The 16,808-nt window shown below is 70.2% G+C and carries 15 protein-coding genes; 10 read left to right on the forward strand and 5 right to left on the reverse strand.

Going from position 1 to position 16,808, the window contains the following annotated elements:
* The first annotated feature begins 499 nt into the window (after window positions 1-499).
* Window positions 500-907, forward strand: a complete 408-nt coding sequence (locus tag CVV72_RS01415) for an STAS domain-containing protein (RefSeq protein ID WP_219150637.1) — start codon at window positions 500-502, stop codon at window positions 905-907.
* 269 nt (window positions 908-1,176) lie between these two features.
* Here CVV72_RS01415 and CVV72_RS01420 read toward each other — a convergent pair whose 3' ends face one another.
* Window positions 1,177-1,719, reverse strand: coding sequence for an SDR family oxidoreductase (locus CVV72_RS01420; RefSeq protein WP_255632450.1), 543 nt, complete (start codon window positions 1,717-1,719; stop codon window positions 1,177-1,179).
* A gap of 275 nt (window positions 1,720-1,994) precedes the next feature.
* On the opposite strand from CVV72_RS01420, the gene ligD reads away from it, so the two are divergent.
* From ligD to CVV72_RS01445, 5 genes are all read left to right on the forward strand, one after another.
* A complete protein-coding gene (gene ligD, locus CVV72_RS01425) occupies window positions 1,995-4,037 on the forward strand; it encodes a DNA ligase D (RefSeq protein WP_219150639.1) in 2,043 nt (680 codons plus the stop codon).
* A gap of 221 nt (window positions 4,038-4,258) precedes the next feature.
* Window positions 4,259-5,293, forward strand: coding sequence for an ion channel (locus CVV72_RS01430; protein WP_219150641.1), 1,035 nt, complete (start codon window positions 4,259-4,261; stop codon window positions 5,291-5,293).
* Window positions 5,294-5,446: 153 nt separating this feature from the next.
* Window positions 5,447-6,355, forward strand: coding sequence for an ABC transporter ATP-binding protein (locus tag CVV72_RS01435; RefSeq protein ID WP_219150643.1), 909 nt, complete (start codon window positions 5,447-5,449; stop codon window positions 6,353-6,355).
* Window positions 6,352-7,992, forward strand: coding sequence for an ABC transporter permease (locus tag CVV72_RS01440; protein WP_219150645.1), 1,641 nt, complete (start codon window positions 6,352-6,354; stop codon window positions 7,990-7,992). The genes CVV72_RS01435 and CVV72_RS01440 overlap by 4 nt, the downstream gene beginning before the upstream one ends.
* Before the next feature lie 223 nt (window positions 7,993-8,215).
* Complete coding sequence (locus CVV72_RS01445) at window positions 8,216-8,713, forward strand: hypothetical protein (RefSeq protein ID WP_219150647.1); 498 nt, start codon at window positions 8,216-8,218, stop codon at window positions 8,711-8,713.
* Between the two features lie 15 nt (window positions 8,714-8,728).
* Here the strand turns inward: CVV72_RS01445 and CVV72_RS01450 are convergent, their stop codons facing one another.
* Window positions 8,729-9,694 (reverse strand): sensor histidine kinase, encoded by a 966-nt coding sequence (locus CVV72_RS01450; RefSeq protein WP_219150650.1) that lies wholly within the window; start codon window positions 9,692-9,694, stop codon window positions 8,729-8,731.
* Between the two features lie 169 nt (window positions 9,695-9,863).
* Here CVV72_RS01450 and CVV72_RS01455 point away from each other — a divergent pair, with 169 nt between their 5' ends.
* The 4 genes from CVV72_RS01455 to CVV72_RS01470 all read left to right on the forward strand — a co-directional run bounded on the left by CVV72_RS01455 (window position 9,864) and on the right by CVV72_RS01470 (window position 13,506).
* On the forward strand, window positions 9,864-10,253 hold the full coding sequence (locus CVV72_RS01455; RefSeq protein ID WP_255632451.1) for a glyoxalase/bleomycin resistance/extradiol dioxygenase family protein: 390 nt from the start codon (window positions 9,864-9,866) through the stop codon (window positions 10,251-10,253).
* A 19-nt stretch (window positions 10,254-10,272) separates the two neighbouring features.
* Window positions 10,273-10,821 carry a PadR family transcriptional regulator gene (locus CVV72_RS01460; RefSeq protein WP_219150652.1) on the forward strand — a complete coding sequence of 183 codons (549 nt, stop codon included), beginning with the start codon at window positions 10,273-10,275 and terminating at the stop codon, window positions 10,819-10,821.
* Between the two features lie 210 nt (window positions 10,822-11,031).
* A complete protein-coding gene (locus tag CVV72_RS01465; protein WP_219150654.1) occupies window positions 11,032-13,011 on the forward strand; it encodes an amino acid transporter in 1,980 nt (659 codons plus the stop codon).
* Window positions 13,012-13,083: 72 nt separating this feature from the next.
* On the forward strand, window positions 13,084-13,506 hold the full coding sequence (locus tag CVV72_RS01470; protein WP_219150656.1) for a hypothetical protein: 423 nt from the start codon (window positions 13,084-13,086) through the stop codon (window positions 13,504-13,506).
* Between the two features lie 195 nt (window positions 13,507-13,701).
* Here CVV72_RS01470 and CVV72_RS01475 read toward each other — a convergent pair whose 3' ends face one another.
* The 3 genes from CVV72_RS01475 to CVV72_RS01485 are packed head-to-tail and all read right to left on the reverse strand — an operon-like array spanning window position 13,702 to window position 16,807.
* Entirely contained in the window at window positions 13,702-15,090 is a 1,389-nt protein-coding gene (locus tag CVV72_RS01475) for an ABC transporter ATP-binding protein (RefSeq protein ID WP_219150658.1), read from the reverse strand.
* Window positions 15,087-15,872 (reverse strand): ABC transporter permease, encoded by a 786-nt coding sequence (locus CVV72_RS01480; protein WP_219150660.1) that lies wholly within the window; start codon window positions 15,870-15,872, stop codon window positions 15,087-15,089. Before CVV72_RS01480 ends, CVV72_RS01475 begins: the two co-directional genes overlap by 4 nt.
* Window positions 15,866-16,807, reverse strand: coding sequence for an ABC transporter permease (locus CVV72_RS01485; protein WP_219150662.1), 942 nt, complete (start codon window positions 16,805-16,807; stop codon window positions 15,866-15,868). Before CVV72_RS01485 ends, CVV72_RS01480 begins: the two co-directional genes overlap by 7 nt.
* Window position 16,808: the final 1 nt, after the last annotated feature.

Genomic DNA, 16,808 nt, shown 5'->3' on the forward strand with positions numbered 1-16,808 from the left:
TCGACGCGCTCCCTGCTGGTGGCTCGATGACGGTCTTGCGCACGTTCAGGCGGGCATGTACTCGGGCGGAGGCAAGGGAGCTGTGGATGGTGAACGAACCGAGGGACCCCCGCGCGGACCTGCCCGCCGGAGCGGACAATCGGCCACCGGGATCGTCCTCTGTGGACATTCATGACAGCGGATCGCGTCGATCCCGCATGTCGCCACGAAGGCCTCCTCGCGCGCGTGGCCCCGCTCATGACACTTTTGCCGCGCCCCTCGCCGGTACTGTCATGGGTCAGCCGCGGTCGAAGAGCAGGTGCGTGATCGGCCATCGGCCGGCGGACCGCCCCGATTTCCCTCGTCAAGACCATGGACGTAGACCGCTGCCCCTGATAAAACGGCAGGCACAGCGGTTGAGACCACAGCCACTCCGTGCTCACCCGGGCCTGGCCGGCGCCCACGCGGCTCGCCGGGGATTCCCTTGCTCGGGGCCCGTCACAGCTGTCCGGGAGTTCCCGTGTCGACCTTCCTCGAAGCACCCCCAGCGACGCACCGTGCCCGCACCTCACCCGGGCGCGCACCGAGCACCCGCACGACCTCGGTTCGATCGCCGGATCCCGGCGGATCGCTCCGGCTCACGGTCATCCGGCCCGATCCCGCGACGGCCGTCGTCGAGGTCGGCGGCGAACTCGTCGCCGCCACCGCTCCGCGGCTCGCCCATCTGCTGGGCCCACGGTTGACGTCCGCTCTGCGCACCGTGGTGATCGACCTTTCCGCCGTCACCTTCCTCGACACCGCCGGTCTCGGCGTCCTGGTCCACGCCTGGCATCAGGCGACCGTCACCGGGCGCGTCCTGAAACTGATCACCCGGCCGGGAGGCGTGAAGCGCGCCCTGGAGAACGCCGGCCTGGACGCCAGTGCCTGACCGGGTGTGAAGGGCGCGCGGGGCGGGGTATCAGTACGCGTTCCGCCGCCCTGCCGCACGAATCGGAGAACGTCCAGATGCCCCCGAGATCCTCTTCCTGCCAGGAGACCGAACCGTCCGAAGCCGCGGAGACCGGCGGGGGAGTCCTGCTCGCCGTTGGGCCCGTCGTGGCCTGCTTCACCTGGTGGTCGTGGTGGACGGTGGCCGGTTTCGCGCTGACCGCGGCCGGGGCGCTCTTGCTCGCCTTGGCCGCCGGCGCGAGGAACGGGTCATGGCGAGCGCCAGTCGTGAGCGGGGTACGCGGTCCCCGCCTGGGCGCCCATCAACATCAGGCCGCCGTCCACGACGAGTGACGCGCCGGTGATGTAACCGGCGGCGGGCCGTGCGAGGAACGCCACCGCCGCCGCGACCTCCGCGGCGTGCCCGGTCCGGCCGAGGGGGATACCGGGCCGTTCCTGCTCGCGAGGGTCCGCGTCGGTCTGCCCGGTCATCGGGGTGGAGATCTCGCCGGGCGCGACGGAGTTCACCGTGATCCCGTGTTCCGCCAGTTCCAAAGCCAGCACCTGGGTGAGCGCGCCCGCGCCCGCCTTCGCCGCGCAGTACGGTGCCGCGCCCACGCGGGGAACGTGCTCGTGGACGCTGGTGATGGTGATGATCCGGCCGCCGTGCGCGGCGTCGACCATCTGCCGCGCCGCGCGCTGGGCGCAGTTGACCAGGACGTCGATTCCGCCGAGGTCCTCGGCGAAGGCGTCGATGACACTCGCCGCGCCGGGCAGCTCTGTCAGGTCGAGCCGGCGTACGTGCGCCGCCACGCCCTGTTCGCGCACCTCGGCGGTTCGGCCTCGGCGGGCAGTGGGGCGGGGGCGGCTTCATGGCCGTTCACGGCTTCCTCCTCCGGGGTTGGCGACTCCCACAGGCCGTACCCGGTGGACCGGCGGCGAAACGATCCGAGGGGAAGATCATCCTTCGCGGGTGGTGCAGTGGTCCCCTGCCGATAGCGAGCGTGGTTAGGCCGTTCGGGTTACCGTCGTGACAGGCGGCCGGACGAGTGTGTTCGTCCCGGTCGGCTCGGTGACAGGAGCTCGTGATGGCGCGGAAGTCGGCAGACGGCCGGGACGAAGCGAATACCCCCGGCTGGGTGGAGCCGATGCTGGCCAAGCCGGATGGCGGCCGGCTGCGTGCGGGGCCGGAGTGGGCGTACGAGTACAAGCTCGACGGCTACCGGGCGTGCATGAGGGTGGCAGACGACGGCGCGACGGTCTTGACCAGTCGTAACGGGATCGACTTCACCGACGAGTTCCCGGACCTCGCCGGGGTCCTCACCGAGGCCTTGGACGGGCGGAGCGCCGTGCTGGACGGTGAGGTCGTCGTCTACAACGACGCGGGCCAGATCGACTTCGGGATGTTGCAGGAGCGCCGCGGCCGCTATCAGACCCATCGCAGTTCTGTTCGCCGCGAGGAGCCGTTCGAGGACGTGCCGGTCCGGTTCCTGGCCTTCGACCTGCTGCGGCTCGGCGGCACCTCCTTGCTGGCCGAGCCGTACGACGAACGGCGCCGTCGGCTGACGCGACTTCCGATGCCGGACCCCTACCGGGTGGAAGTGGTGCGCGGGTTCACCTTCACCGACCTCGCCGCCGACCGCCGGACTCCGCGGCATCTGCTCGAGCATGTGAAGGCCAGTGGTCACGAAGGTCTGATCGCGAAGCTTCGCACCGCCGCCTACACCCCTGGCCGCCGCAGCGACGCCTGGGCGAAACACCCGCTGATCCAGACGACCGAGGTGATCGTCTGCGGTTACCGGCCGGGGCAGGGACGGTTGCACGGAAGAATGGGCGGGCTGTTGCTGGGCGCCCACGACCCGGACACCGGCGACCTGGTCTACCTCGGTGACGTCGGCACCGGGTTCACCGAGGCCGAACGCGGCCGCCTGCAGGCCCGGCTCGACGCACTGGAGCGGAAACGGCCACCGTTCGCCGTGGCGCCGCCCCGGGCCGACACCGCGCGGGCGCGCTGGGTGAAACCGGTCCTGGTGGGCGAGGTGGTGTTCCGGCAGTTCACCCGCGGCGCGGGCCGCCTGCGGCACACCTCGTGGCGTGGGCTGCGAGAGGACAGACATCCCGCCGAGATCCTGGCACCGCGCCGGGAAGTGGCTTCCGCCGCCGCGCCTCGAACCGAGGCGCCTTCCCGGGACGACCGAGTGAAGACCGCCGTGGCGTCGCCGACGAGCGGAACGAAGATCACCGTACAGGCCGGTGAGCGGCGGCTGACCCTCTCCAACCTGGACAAGGTCCTGTACCCGGACGGGTTCACCAAGGGCGAGGTCATCGACTACTACTCCCGGATCGCGCCGGTCCTGCTGCCTCATCTGGCCTGCCGCCCGGTGACGTTCATCCGGTTCCCCGACGGGGTCGGCGGTGACCAGTTCTTCGAAAAGAACGTCCCGCACGGCGCCCCAGGGTGGTTGCCGACCGTCCGGATCGCGCGCGGCGGCACCCGTGGGCCGGGGGAGCCGATCACGTACGCGTTGCTGGACGAACTGGCCGCCGTGGTGTGGTCGGCGAACATGGCCGCGCTCGAACTCCACGTTCCACAATGGACTGTCGCCGACGACGGCACCCGCCGTCCGCCGGACCGCCTGGTGTTCGATCTCGACCCCGGCCCGGGAACCTCGATCGTGCACTGCTGCCGCGTCGCCGAACGGCTGTACGACGTGCTGACGGAAGACGGGCTTTCCCCGCTGGCGAAGACATCCGGCTCGAAGGGCATGCAGCTCTACTGCGCCGTCACCACCGGCGATCCCGCGGCTCCGTCGGCCTATGCCAGGAAACTCGCCCAGCGCCTGGCCCGCGAGACACCGGACCGGGTGACCGCCGTGATGGCCAAAGCACAGCGGACCGGGCGGGTGTTCATCGACTGGTCACAGAACAACCCCGCCAAGACCACGGTGGCGCCGTACTCGCTGCGCGGCCGCGACCGTCCCACCGTCTCGGCCCCCGTCACCTGGGACGAGGTCCACGCCTGCCGCCGCGCGACACAGCTGGTGTTCACCGCCGACGACGTGCTCGACCGCGTCGGCGAATACGGTGACCTGCTCGCCGAACTCGACGACACCCGGGCCGCTCTGCCTTGACCCGGCGATCACGACCATGGCCTGAAGGATCGAAGCCCCGGGGCAGCCGGTCGCCAATGGACAGTCCTTTTCAGACACAGGCTTCTTCCTGGCGATATCCGCCGTAGCGGTCCGGTAACGTCCGTTGCGCCGCTGGGGCCGGTGTGGTCTGGTAACGGAATCCGCGGTCGGGCGGAGTGGGTTCGAGTGAGCTCGCGGTCGCTGCCGGTGAGGAGGCGGGGGTGTCGTTCGTCTTGGCGCGGCTGCTGGCTCGCTGGGTGATGCAGCAGGGCTGGCTGCTTCCCATCGTCGTGGTCGTCTTCGTCTTCGGGACCAGCTGGCCGCTGATGGTGCTGGCCGAACCCGCGGGAAGTGAGCTCGTCCAGCCGGGGAATTACTGGTGGTATTTCGTGGTCACGGCCGCGACGGTCGGATACGGCGACTTCTCGCCGGAGACCAACGCGGGGCATTTCGTCGGGGCCTATGTCATCATCGGCGGGATCGCGACGCTCACCACGGTGTTCACCAAGCTCGCTTCGAGGCTCGAACAGGCGAAGGGACGGCGGATGCAGGGGATGGAAGCCGTGCGGGCGAGCGGGCACACGCTCCTGATCGGCTACACGGCAGGCCGCACCGAGCGCATCGTCGGGCAACTCGTCGCCGACGGCGTGACGGGGCTCGTCCTGTGCGCGAGCGACGAAGTGCAGATCCACCCCATGCCGTCGCAGCCGGTGGACTTCGTCCGTGGTGAGCCGACCGCGGCCGACGTGCTCGCCAGGGCCGCGGTCGGGGCGGCGAGCACCATCCTGGTCGACATGGGCGACGACAACGAGGCACTGGCCGTCGCGGTGACCGTCGACCACGCGAACCGGTCGGCGCATGTCGTGGTGACGTTGCGGGACATGGAGAAGGCCGAGCTCGTCCGCTACGTGGATCCGCGGATCAAGTGCGTGCAGTGGCACACGCCGCGGATGGTCACGGAAGAACTGACCTCCCCGGGAATCACCGAGGTCTACTCCGAGCTGATGACGGCGGGCGGGGCGGGGACGTACTCGGTGAGCCTGCCCGAGTCGCTGGGGCGGCTGAGCACCGAGAAATGCCGGATCGCACTGGGCCGCGCTTTCGGTGCCACGGTGCTGGCCGCCCGGACCGACGACGATCTGGTGGTCAATCCTTCGTGGGACGGCGATCTCCCGGCCGGATCAGTGCTCTACTACGTCGGCCCTCGGCGCCTCACCGACGCGGAAATCGCAACGGCTCTGCGAGGCCTCGGTTGATCTCGTGCCGGAGAGCGGGCGGTGCCGGCGTGGCGCGGCTGAAGACCGCCTGACGAATTCCCTGGTGCGGGCGTCCCGGCGGGAGTACATTTCCCGCAGGAGCGCCGGGAAGTCTGGTCGGCAACGGAATTCGCCGACCACGAAAGGCTTCCCATGTCTTCCGCCGCCCCGTCACGTCCCCCAGCGGTCCGCGTCGACGGCTTGACCAAACGGTTCGGCCGCACGCTCGCCGTCGACGATCTTTCGCTGACCGTGCCTCCCGGCGAGGTTTTCGGCTTCCTCGGCCCGAACGGCGCGGGAAAGTCCACCACCATCCGGCTGTTGCTCGGCCTGATCCGCCCGTCCGCGGGTACCGCGTCGGTGTTCGGTGTTCCCGCCGCCGATGTCCGGCGGGCGCATCGCCTGCTGGGCTACGTGCCGGGCGATGTCGCGTTGTGGCCGGAGCTGACCGGCGGCGAGATCCTCGAATTGCTGGCCAGGGTCGGGCCGGGCGTCGATCCGGTCTATCGCACCGAACTCGTGCGCCGCTTCGAGTTGGATCTCGGAAAGCCCGCCAAGACGTACTCGACCGGCAACCGCCAGAAGGTCGCGCTGGTCGCCGCCTTCGCCGGTCGGGCGTCGTTGCTCGTGCTGGACGAGCCGACCAGCGGGCTCGATCCGTTGATGGAACAGGTTTTCCGGCGATGCGTGGCCGAGGCGCGAGAGCGCGGGCAGACGGTGTTCCTTTCTTCTCATCAGCTTGCCGAGGTCGAAGCCGTCTGCGACCGGGTCGGGATACTCCGGGCCGGACGGCTGGTGGAGATCTCGGGGATCACCGAGTTGCGGCGTCTGCACCGCACTTCGGTGGAGATCGGCCATCGCGGGCCGGAACCGTCCCTTGTGGACGTTCCAGGGGTGATGGAGATCGAGCGGCCGGGCGAGGGCCGCCTGCGGTTCACCCTGTCCGGGCCGCCGGGTCCGGCCTTGCGGGCGCTCGCCGCCGCCGAGGTCACCATGCTCACGATGCGGGAACCGACGCTCGAGGAGATCTTCCTCGACTACTACGGCGAGACCGCGCGATGACCACGACACCGGTGAAAACGACGAGGTCGCGATCGGAACGGGAGATCGCGAGCACGGGCGGAGCGGTCATGCGGCACTTCGCCCGGCAGACCCGGCGAGGGGCGTTGTTCGTCGGCCTCGCGGCCGCGGGGATGTCGGCTGTCGTGGCAGGCCAGTATCAAGCGACCTTCGCCGGTGAGCTCAACGGTGCGGCGCTGCGGGCGCTGGCGGAGAACCCGGCCATCCGGATTCTGTTCGGGCCGCCGGTCGCGCTGGACGATCCGGGCGGTTTCACCGTCTGGCGCACAGGTACACCCGTCCAGATCCTGACCGGGGTGTGGGCGTTGCTGACCGCCACCCGGCTCACCCGCGGCGAGGAGGACACCGGCCGCGCTGATCTGCTGCTCGCGGGCAGGCTGCGCGCGGTCGATCAGCTCAGGCGGGTCGTGGTCGTCCTCGGCGCGGCGGCGGCCGCGATCGCCGCGGCGGTGGCACTGGCACTTCTGGTCACCGGTACCCGTCCCGCGGGGGCGCTCGTCCACGCCGCGGGTCTTTTCGGCGTGACCATGACCTTCGCCGCGGCGGGCGTCCTCGCCGCGCAGCTCGTGTCCGCCCGCTCCGCCGCCACCGGGCTCGCTGTCGCGGCGCTCGGCGGCGGCTTGTTCCTGCGCATGCTCGCCGACGGTGTCGGCGCGCTGTCCTGGGCGTCGTGGGGCACCCCGTTCGGGTTGACCGCCTTGGCCGCGCCCTACGCGGACGACAGGATCACCCCATTGCTCGTCCTCGCCGTGTTCCCGGTGCTGCTCACCACCGCGGCGGTGCTCGCCTGCTCGCGCCGGGACGTCGGCAGGGGAGTGCTGAACGCTTCAAGCGGCCGGCGGCGGCCGAGGGTGCGGCTGCTGGGATCGGTCACCGGCTTCGCCGTCCGGCGCGCCATTCGCCCCACCGCGGCCTGGTCGCTGGCGATCGGGGCCTACTTCCTGCTCGTCGGAGTCCTCATCGCGTCGGTTCTGCGTTTCCTGCGGGAGAACCCGAGGTTCGCGGAACTGGCATCGGCCGCGGGCTTCGGTGGCCTCGGCACCGCCGAGGGATTCGCGGCGTCGATGTTCAGTCTCCTCACGATTCCGGCCGGCCTCTACGCCGCGACGCGGATCGCCGCCTTCGCCGCGGCCGAGACCGATCGGCGGCTGACCCCGCTGCTGGCTCTGCCCCTTTCACGGCATCGCTTCGTGCTCACCGAACTCCTGGTCACGGGGCTGGGTGTGCTGGGCCTGCTGGCCGTCGCGGGATCGATGATCTGGTGCGGAGCGACCGTCGCGGATGCTCCGCTGTCGTTCACGGCGGCACTGGCCGGAGCGGGGAACGTCGCGCCGGTCGCGATGCTCTCGCTCGGTGCCGCCGCTCTCGCGCTCGGCTGGGCCCCGCGCGCGGTCGCGGCGGTGGGGGCGCTCCCGGTCGCGGGCGGCTTTCTGCTCACCGTGATCCTGCAGAGCACTCACGCGCCCGAGTGGCTCACCTACTTCTCCCCGTACTCCCACCTGGCCGCCGTGCCCGAAGAGGCACCCGACTGGACCGCGACCGTTCTCCTGCTGCTCGTCACCGGAGCACTGGTGGCGCTCGGAGTCCTCGGCTATCACCGCAGGGACCTGCGCACCTGATCCCTGCCGCTTTCCGGCGGGAGGTGCGCCGACCGGCCGCGCGTTCTCGGCCATAGCGGTCATTCCGATGGTCGTCGACGCTCGCACTCGGGAAGACGCCTCGCTCGCGTCGGGTGCGGGATCTTGTCGAGGGGTAAGGCAAACGGGTCTGGTGGGCAGTCCGCTCGCAACACGCCACGGGTGCCTTACCCCTCAAGGGATAGTCACCGGAAATGGGGTCCCTGTGTTTCGTCGCAAGATCGCTGCCGTCGCCGTCGCGGTGGCCACCGGGTTCGGCTTGACCGTGGCGGCGGGTACCGCCTCGGCCGACACGGTCACCCAGACCTGCTATGTCAACGGTTCCGATATCGGCCGGACGGTGAACGTGACGATCACCGTGCCCGCCACCGTCACGCGCGGGGTGCCCGTGCCGGTCTTCCTCAGGGTCAGGGACGTCAAGGCCTGGACGGGCCGGCCCCTGGGCGCGGGAGCGATCATGGGCATCGGGGTCATCAAGATGGGCGGTGCGGGCAGCGGTGAGTTCAAGGTAAACCGGCTGGGCAACCCGACGGCGATTGCGGTCGGTGAACACTGGTACGTCGAGGGTACCGAGCAGGTCGCCTTCACGACGCCGGGCACGATCACGCTCGGCCTTCGCATGTTCGGCCAGCCGATCTACTACGGGTGCCTGATCCCTACGGGGCAGGAGCCGCCGGTGGCCGCGACGGTGACGGTGGCCTGACCGGGCCCGCCGGCGCTATGCGGTGGCGAAACAGGCGCGAACGGTGGTGCCCTGAGGCCCGGTGTGGAGGCGTACGAGGTCGGCCAGGTGGTTGATCAGCAGGAGTCCGCGGCCACGGAGCTGCCCCGCGGAGGCGGGCCGCCGTCCGGCCAGCGGATCGGTCAAGTGGCCGGTGTCGCGGACTTCGCAGACCAGAGTGCCGGTCTCCGTCCAGACGCTGAGCCGTCCTTGCCCGCCGCCGTGGTCCACGCTGTTGGCGAGGAGCTCGGTGACCACGAGTTCGACGTCCCCCACCCGATCGTCGGTGAGCCCGGCCCGCATTGCCTGACCGCGGGCCATCGCACGAGCTTCGGCCAGGGAGACGGCGTCGCCGGTGACGGCGTCGAGAGTGGCGTACGCGGCGGGCCCGGCCGGGGCGGGATCCGGCAGTGGGGTGTTGTAGCCGTTGATGATGCGGTCGGGGTCGTAGCCGGTGCTGATGCGCTCGCCGGTGGAGTCGATCAGGAGTGGGTGGGTGGCTTCGGCGTCGGTCAGTGCGCGGGCGTCGAGGCGGGTGACGTCGTAGGGGCAGAGGATGGTGACTTCGCGGCCGGTGAACGCCGGATTGATCAGTGCCTCGTGCTGTGCGCAGGCCGGATATTCCAGCTCGGACCGTCCGGCCCAGATGGGTTCGCCGATGATGCGGACGCGCTGAGCGGGGTGATCGTCGGCGAACGCGCGGAGGACGCCGGGGATGATCCGGCCGGGATTGCGGCCTTCCACGGTCATGTCCAGCAGCCGGACCCGCTCGGCGTCCTTGCCCAGTGCGGCCCGTAGCAACTCCAGGTTGGGGCCCGGTACCGAGACCGCGACGGGTTCACCGCCGTCCAGGCCTTGCCGGATGAAGGGAACCGTGCCCGCCAGGTAGTCGTCCTGCCCGCGGTAGAACAGCGCGGGATGAACGAAGGGGTCGGTGCCCGCGGCCGCCGTGGTCGGATTCATCGTGACCGGATGCCCTCATGCAGCGGATTCATGCACTCCTCGACTCTTGCTCCTCGCCCACAGCCTAAACGTCCGGCGAATCCGGCCGTTCGCCTCCGGCCTCACTAGCCAAATTCGGCTACCTGGGCTAGCGTTCAAGTAGCTAAACTTGGCTAGTGGGGAGATGCTGATGTCGGTCACGCCCTATGTGATGGTGGACAACGCGAAGGCTTATAGGCGGTTCTTGGAAGCGGCGTTCAAGGCCGAGGTGTCGAACGTGATTCCGCTGCCGGAGGATCCGGAGCGGATGGTGCACGCCGAAGCGCGGATCGGGACCGGTGTGGTGTTCTTCGCCGACTCCGGGGCCGGAGGGATGCGCTGCCTGAAGTCTCCGTCGGACCCGGTGCACGTCCAGTTGTGGGCCACCGTGCCGGATCCCGAAGACGTCTTCGCGCGGGCGGTCGAGGCGGGCGCGAAGCCGGCCACGCCGATCGCGGCGCAGGACGACGGCAGCCGGATGGGCGGCTTCGTCGACCCGTTCGGGACGTTGTGGTGGCTCAGCACGGACACGCCGGGCTGATCCCGTGTCGACGGTTCGCATGTTGGTTCTGGGCGCGGTCCGGCGGCGGGGCCGCGCTCATGGTTACCAGGTTCGTTCCGACCTGGAATCGTGGGGAGCGCACGAATGGGCGACGGCGACCTCGGGTTCGGTCTACCACGCGCTCAAGGCCATGACGGGACAGGACCTGCTCGTTCTCCACGAGACCGTTCCCAGCGAGGCGGGCGGCCCGCCGCGGATGGAATACGAGATCACCGCGAAGGGCGAACAGAGCTACTTCACCTTGCTCCGCAAGGCACTCGCCAGCCGCGATCCCCGGCTGGACATGCTCGCCGCCGCGGTGGGCCTCATCGAGGATCTGACCCGCGCTGAGGCGATCGACCTGCTCCGGCAGCGCGCCGAGGCGATGCGGCAGTGGCAGGCGAGCATCACCGCGCATCTGCCGCCGGACGCCGACCTCGACAGCTGGGGCCCGGTCGGCGAGGTCGTCGGGCTGTGGCTGCACACCGCCGGACATCGCGTCGAATGGACCGACCGGCTGATCCGGCGTCTGGAGGACGGCGTCTACCGGATGGCGGGCGAGGACTAGACGGCGTCCGGTAAGCCTGTTCGCGGTCTTCGCGCCCAGGCTTACCGGACAGCGCCTGCACGTCCTTTGCGACACTTACGTTTTCTTTACGGCCGGGGCGGTGTTTCTTAGCGCCGGATCGTTAGTGTCCGCGTCGGTGTGCGGCCATCACGAATGGCCTGACGGGTTCGCCTCGTGGGAGGTGTACGTGCGATTCGGGGAGGACACGGAATGACCGAGGTACCGGAGCATGCTGTTCCGGAGCGGGTGGAGAGCCCGGTCCGGCAGGCGGCGCCCTCGGGCAAGGTCGGCCGGTGGCTGATGGAGCACCGGGTCCAGCCGGTGGGTCCGGAAAGCCACGAGGAGCATGCCACCCCGCAGTCGTGGTGGAAGGTCATGTGCCTCACCGGCGTGGACTACTTCTCCACGTTGTCGTATCTGCCCGGGATCGCCGCGTTGGCGGCGGGCGCGCTTTCGCCGCTGGCGACGCTGCTGATCGTGGCGTTGACGTTGCTGGGCATGCTGCCGATGTACCGGCGGGTGGCGAAGGAGAGCCCGCACGGTCAGGGTTCGGTCGCGATGCTGGAGACCCTGTTGCCGTTCTGGCGCGGCAAGATCTTCGTCTTGGTACTACTGGGTTTCGTCGCGACGTCGTGGATCATCACGATCACGCTGTCGTCGGCGGACGCCACCGTGCACGCGCTGGAGAATCCGATCACCCCGTCGTTCCTGCACGGGCACGAGGTGCTGATCACGGTCGTCCTGCTGCTGATCCTCGGCGGGGTCTTCCTGCTCGGGTTCAGCGAGGCGGTCGGCGTCGCGATCCCGCTGGTCGCGATCTTCCTGGTGCTCAACGCGGTGGTCGTGGTCGCCGGGATCGGCGAGGTGATCGCCGACCCCGCCGCGTTCGACCGCTGGCTGGACGCGCTCACCTCCGGAGGAGGCGGTTTCGGCGGTGTCATCGGCCCGGCGATCCTGGCGTTCCCCCTGCTGGTGCTCGGTTTGTCGGGTTTCGAGACCGGCGTGAGCATGATGCCGCTGGTGGCGGCCAAGGGTGAGAACGCGGAGCAGCGGATGGCGAACCGGATCCGCAACACGCGCAAGCTGCTCACCGCCGCCGCGCTGATCATGTCGGTGTACCTGATCGCGACCAGCTTCGTCACCACGGTCCTGATCCCGGCCGAGAAGTTCCAGCCTGGCGGAGAGGCGAACGGCCGTGCGCTGGCGTACCTCGCGCACGAGTTGCTGGGCGAGTGGGTCGGCACGGCCTACGACATCAGCAGCATCCTGATCCTGTGGTTCGCCGGTGCGTCGGCGATGGCCGGCCTGATCAACATCGTGCCGCGCTACCTGCCCGCGTACGGGATGGCGCCGGACTGGGCGCGGGCGGTCCGGCCGGTGGTGCTGGTCTACACCGCGATCTGCGTCCTGGTCACGATCATCTTCAACGCCGACGTCAACGCCCAGGCCGGGGCGTACGCCACCGGGATCCTCGCGATGATGGTGTCGGCGTCGGTCGCGGTGGCCATCTCTGCGGCGAAGAAACGGCAGCGCAAGGCGGCGATCGCGTTCGCCGTGCTGACCCTCATCCTGATCTACGCCTTGGTGGAGAACGTCATCGAGAAGCCCGACGGGCTCACCATCTCCGCGTTCTTCATTCTCGGGATCATCGTGGTGTCGCTGATCTCGCGGGTCACCCGCACCACGGAACTGCGGGTGGACCACATCGAGTTCGACGAGCCCGCCCGCCGGTTCGTCACCGAGTCGATCGCGCACGACGGCGCGCTCACCGTCATCGCGAACCGGCGCCAGGCCGGGGACGCCGACGAATACCGGGCGAAGGAAGCCGAACAGCGCGGCCTGAACCCGGTACCGGGCGCCGCCGACGTCCTGTTCCTGGAAATCGACGTGATCGACCCGTCCGGCTTCAGCGACGTGCTGAAGGTCCGCGGTGTCGAGATCGAGGGATTCCGGGTGCTCCGCGCGGAAAGCCCCGCCGCCCCGAACGCGATCGCCGCCATCCTGCTCGCCCTGCGCGACACCACCGGCGTGCGGCCCCAATGCCATTTCGAGTGGAGTGAGGGCAATCCGCTCGGGCATCTTTTCCGCTACCTGATCCTCGGCCGTGGCGACACCGCCCCGGTCGTCCGCGAGATCATCCGCACCAGCGAACGCGATCCGGCGCTCCGCCCGGGCATTCACGTCGGCTGACGAGGCGCCTGCCTGCGCTTTTCCGCTCTGGCGCAAAGGGTCGTCCTGCTACCGCGCGACCGAAGGACGACGATGAGCCTGCCCTCAGCCGACCGGCTCGTGGATTCGCTCGGCACCGCGTACCAGCGGCTGATGGAGAGCCGGCTGGTCTCGGTCAGCGTCGACCATGGTGACGCCGAGACGGTCGTCCGGGTCGAACCTGCCGTCCCGGGCGCGCCGCGCCTGTTGCTGCGCACGACCGGGGGCGTCGGGGAACTGTTCCTCGACGATCTGGACGCGTTCGAAGTCGACTCGTCGGAAGACATCGAGGAGTTCACGACGTTGCTGCGAGCACTGGTCGAGGGGGAGGTCGAGCTGCTCTTCAGGAAGACCTTGTTCGGCTGGCGCCCGTCGGCCGTCGAATGGCCTGGCGGTCAGTGGTCGCTTCCGGGGAATCCGGGCCTCGTGGGCTGGGCTTTCCGGTCACGCCGGGAGAAAGTGCCGGGATATCGCTGATCCGGCGGGTCTTCGCCATAGTGTCCACAGAGGACACTTGTCTTGGGGTGTGCTGCCGGGTGGTGTGTCGCGAAAGCCACTTTCGCGACGTCTGATGTCCCGAAAGTGGCTTTCGCGACACCGCCCGACAGGTGCGAAACCGTGGCGGAACGGGACCCTCAAAAGTCTCTTGTGGACAGTCGGACCGATCGACGGTCACTCCGGTGACCCGGGCACCGCCCGCATCGTGATCGTGAGCGGTGCCGAGGTGTCCTCGTGGCTGATCATGAGCAGCGCGGTGTCATATCGCTCCGCCGCGGTGGCGAGGACCTCCAGCAGCCGCGTGCGGTTGGCCGCGTCGAGCGCCGAGGTCACTTCGTCGCAGATCAGCACCTTGGGCCGGGCGAGGAGCGCGCGGGCCACGGCACAGCGCTGGAGCTGGCCGCCGGAGAGCAGGCCGGGACGCCGGTCGGCCGCTTCGATGCCGAGGGAGCGCAGGGTCTCCGTCGCTTCGAGCCGGGCGTCCGCGCGGCTGAGCCCGCGAAGGAGACGGGCGGTGTCGGCCACCTGGTCGAGCACGTCGCGGAATTCGTCGAAGGACGCGCGGCTGTCCTGATGGACGTACTGGACCGCGCGCAGGTGCGCGCGAGTGCGACGACGGGCGAGGCGGGGGAGCCGGACGCCGTCGATTTCGATCGTGCCCGCGCTCGGTGGGGTCAAGCCGGCGAGCGCGCGGGCGAGCGTCGTCTTTCCCGCGCCCGAGGCGCCGGCGAGCGTGGTCCGGCTGCCCGCCGCCAGCTCCAGGTCGAAGTCCTCGACGAGCGTCGTCCGCCCCGCGCGCACGGTGAGCCCGCGAACGACGAGCACCGGTGAGGACGGCGACGGGGGCGGCGGGCCGTCGACGAGAACGGGTTCGGGAACCGTCGCCGACGGCACCAGGCGGTGATCGCGGAGTTCGGCGACGTCGCCGTCCAGTGCCCGGGCCAGCGTGAGGTCGTGGGTCAGGATCAGCAACGCCGTCCCGGCGCGGGAAAGCTCCGCGAGCCGGGTGGTGAGCACGGCCCTGTTCTCCGCGTCGAGACCACTGGTCGGTTCGTCGAGAACCAGTACCCGGGGCCGGTTCACGAGGGTGGTGGCGAGGGCCATGCGCTGCTGCTGCCCGCCGGACAACTGGTGCGGAAAGCGACGCCACAAAGCCTGGTCGAGTCCCGATTCCGCCAGCGCGGTCCGGGCCGCCGCCAGCCGCGCGGCACGGCCGCGGTGGCGGAGGGCGGCGAGTTCGGCCAGCACCGGCCCGCAGCGGCGGACCGGGTCCAGCACCGCCGACGGTTGCTGCGGCAGGTGGCCGGCGACACCGGCCCTGGCCTGTCGCAGTTCGGAAGCGGTCCGGCCCAGCAGCGGGGAGCCCGCCAGCACGACCGACCCGGACAGCGTGATCCCCGGGCGGGCCTGTCCGGTCGCGGCGAGCCCCAGAGTGGTCTTTCCCGTGCCGGACGCGCCGAGCACGACGAGTACCCGGCCCGGTTCGAGGGACAGGGAAACGTCGTCGAGCAGAACGGTTTCCCCGGCGTGGGCGGACAGTCCGGTGATCTCCAGGACGGTCACGCGATCACCCGCCGGGCGGCGAGCAGCCGGTCGGTGACGAGGTTCGTGCCGACGCACAACGCCATCAGCAGCGCGGCGGGAACGAGGACCACCGCGGGCGAGGTGTAGAGGGCTTCGCTGTTGCGTTCGATGACCACGGCCCAGTCCGGCGAATCGGCGGGCAGGCCGAGCCCGAGGAAGTTCGCCGACGCCAGCAGATAGAGCACCACGCCGAGCCGCGTGCCCGCGTCGGTCGCGACGGGGCCGGCGAGGTGCCGGGCGACATACCCGAACTGGATCCGCCACCACGGTTGTCCTTGCAGGGTAAGGGCTTCCACGGCGGTCCGGCAGCCAGGCGCCAAGGCCGCGGCCCGCACCACCCGGGTGATCGCGGGCAACTGGAGGACGGCGACGACGGGAATGAGCACGCCGGGCCCACGATGCCCGGTCGCGGCGAGCACCATGAGCACCAGCAGCGACGGGAAGGCCAGCACGAGATCGAGGGACCGCATCACGGTTTCGTCGGCCAGGCGTCCGCGCCCGGCCGCGACGAGACCGAGCGGCACCCCGATCAGGTAGGCGAGCACGAGCGCGGCGGCCGTCATGCCGATCACGGGGAACCCGCCCGCGAGGACCACCGTGAGCGCGTCGCGGCCGAGGACGTCGGTGCCGAGTGGATGAGCGGCGTCCGGCACCTGCCACGGCGCTCCGACGGACTCGACGGGGCCCGCGATCATCGGCCCGGCCATCGCGAGCACCAGCGGCACCGCGAGCAGGGACCACCCGAACGTCCGCTTCACCACGAGGCAGGCTCCCGCTGTGGCGTGAGCCGATGCGCGACGAGGTCGGCGACCAGGTTCCCGAGCACGACCACGCCGGCGAACATCAGCACGTATCCCTGCACCTGCGGGATGTCCCGGTTCTGCACGGCTTCGACGAAACCCGTGCCGAGTCCGGTGATCGCGAACAGGGACTCGACGATCACCGTGCCGGTCAGCAGTCCCTCGACGGCGCGGGCGAGCTGCTGCACGGCGGGCGCCGCGGCGGCGGGAAGGAGATGACGCAGCACCACGGTGCGTTCGGGCAGGCCGAGCAGGCGCAGATGCCCGGCCACCTGGCCCCGGGTCTGCTCGGCGATCCCGATCCGGAGCTGCCGGGCGACGTCGCACAGCTGCCGGGCCACCAGCACGATCACCGGCAGCACCAGCACCTCGGGGTGCGCGGCAGGCTCCGTCCCGGCCGCGGTCGCCGGGAGCAATCCGGTGTAGACGGCGAATCCGGCGACCAGGAGCAGACCGAGGACGAACTCGGGGATCGCGTGCAGGAACAGCGTGACCGCGGTGAGCACCCGGTCGATCCGTGACCCTTCGCGCAGTCCGCAGGTCACGCCGACGCCCAGCGCGAGCGGTACGAGCACGAGCAGGGTCACCCCGGCGAGCATGGCGGTGGTGGCGAAGCGGCGGGCGATCTCGTCGGTCACCGGGGCGCCGGTCACGAGCGACCGGCCGAGATCCCCGGTGAGCAGCCCCGAAAACCAGTGCCCGAACCGGTCGAGGAGTGGCTGGTCGAGGCCGAGCCGGTGGCGCACGGTCGCCACCTGGTCGTCGGTGGCCTGCTCGCCGAGCACGACCGACGCCGCGTCGCCGGGAAGCAACGCGGTCACGGCGAACGTCGCGACCAGCACGAACATCGCCTGCAGGACGGCGAAGCCCAGCCGCCGGGTGGCGTAACCCGGCACG

Source organism: Amycolatopsis sp. TNS106, assembly GCF_019330265.1.
GTDB lineage: Bacteria > Actinomycetota > Actinomycetes > Mycobacteriales > Pseudonocardiaceae > Amycolatopsis > Amycolatopsis lurida.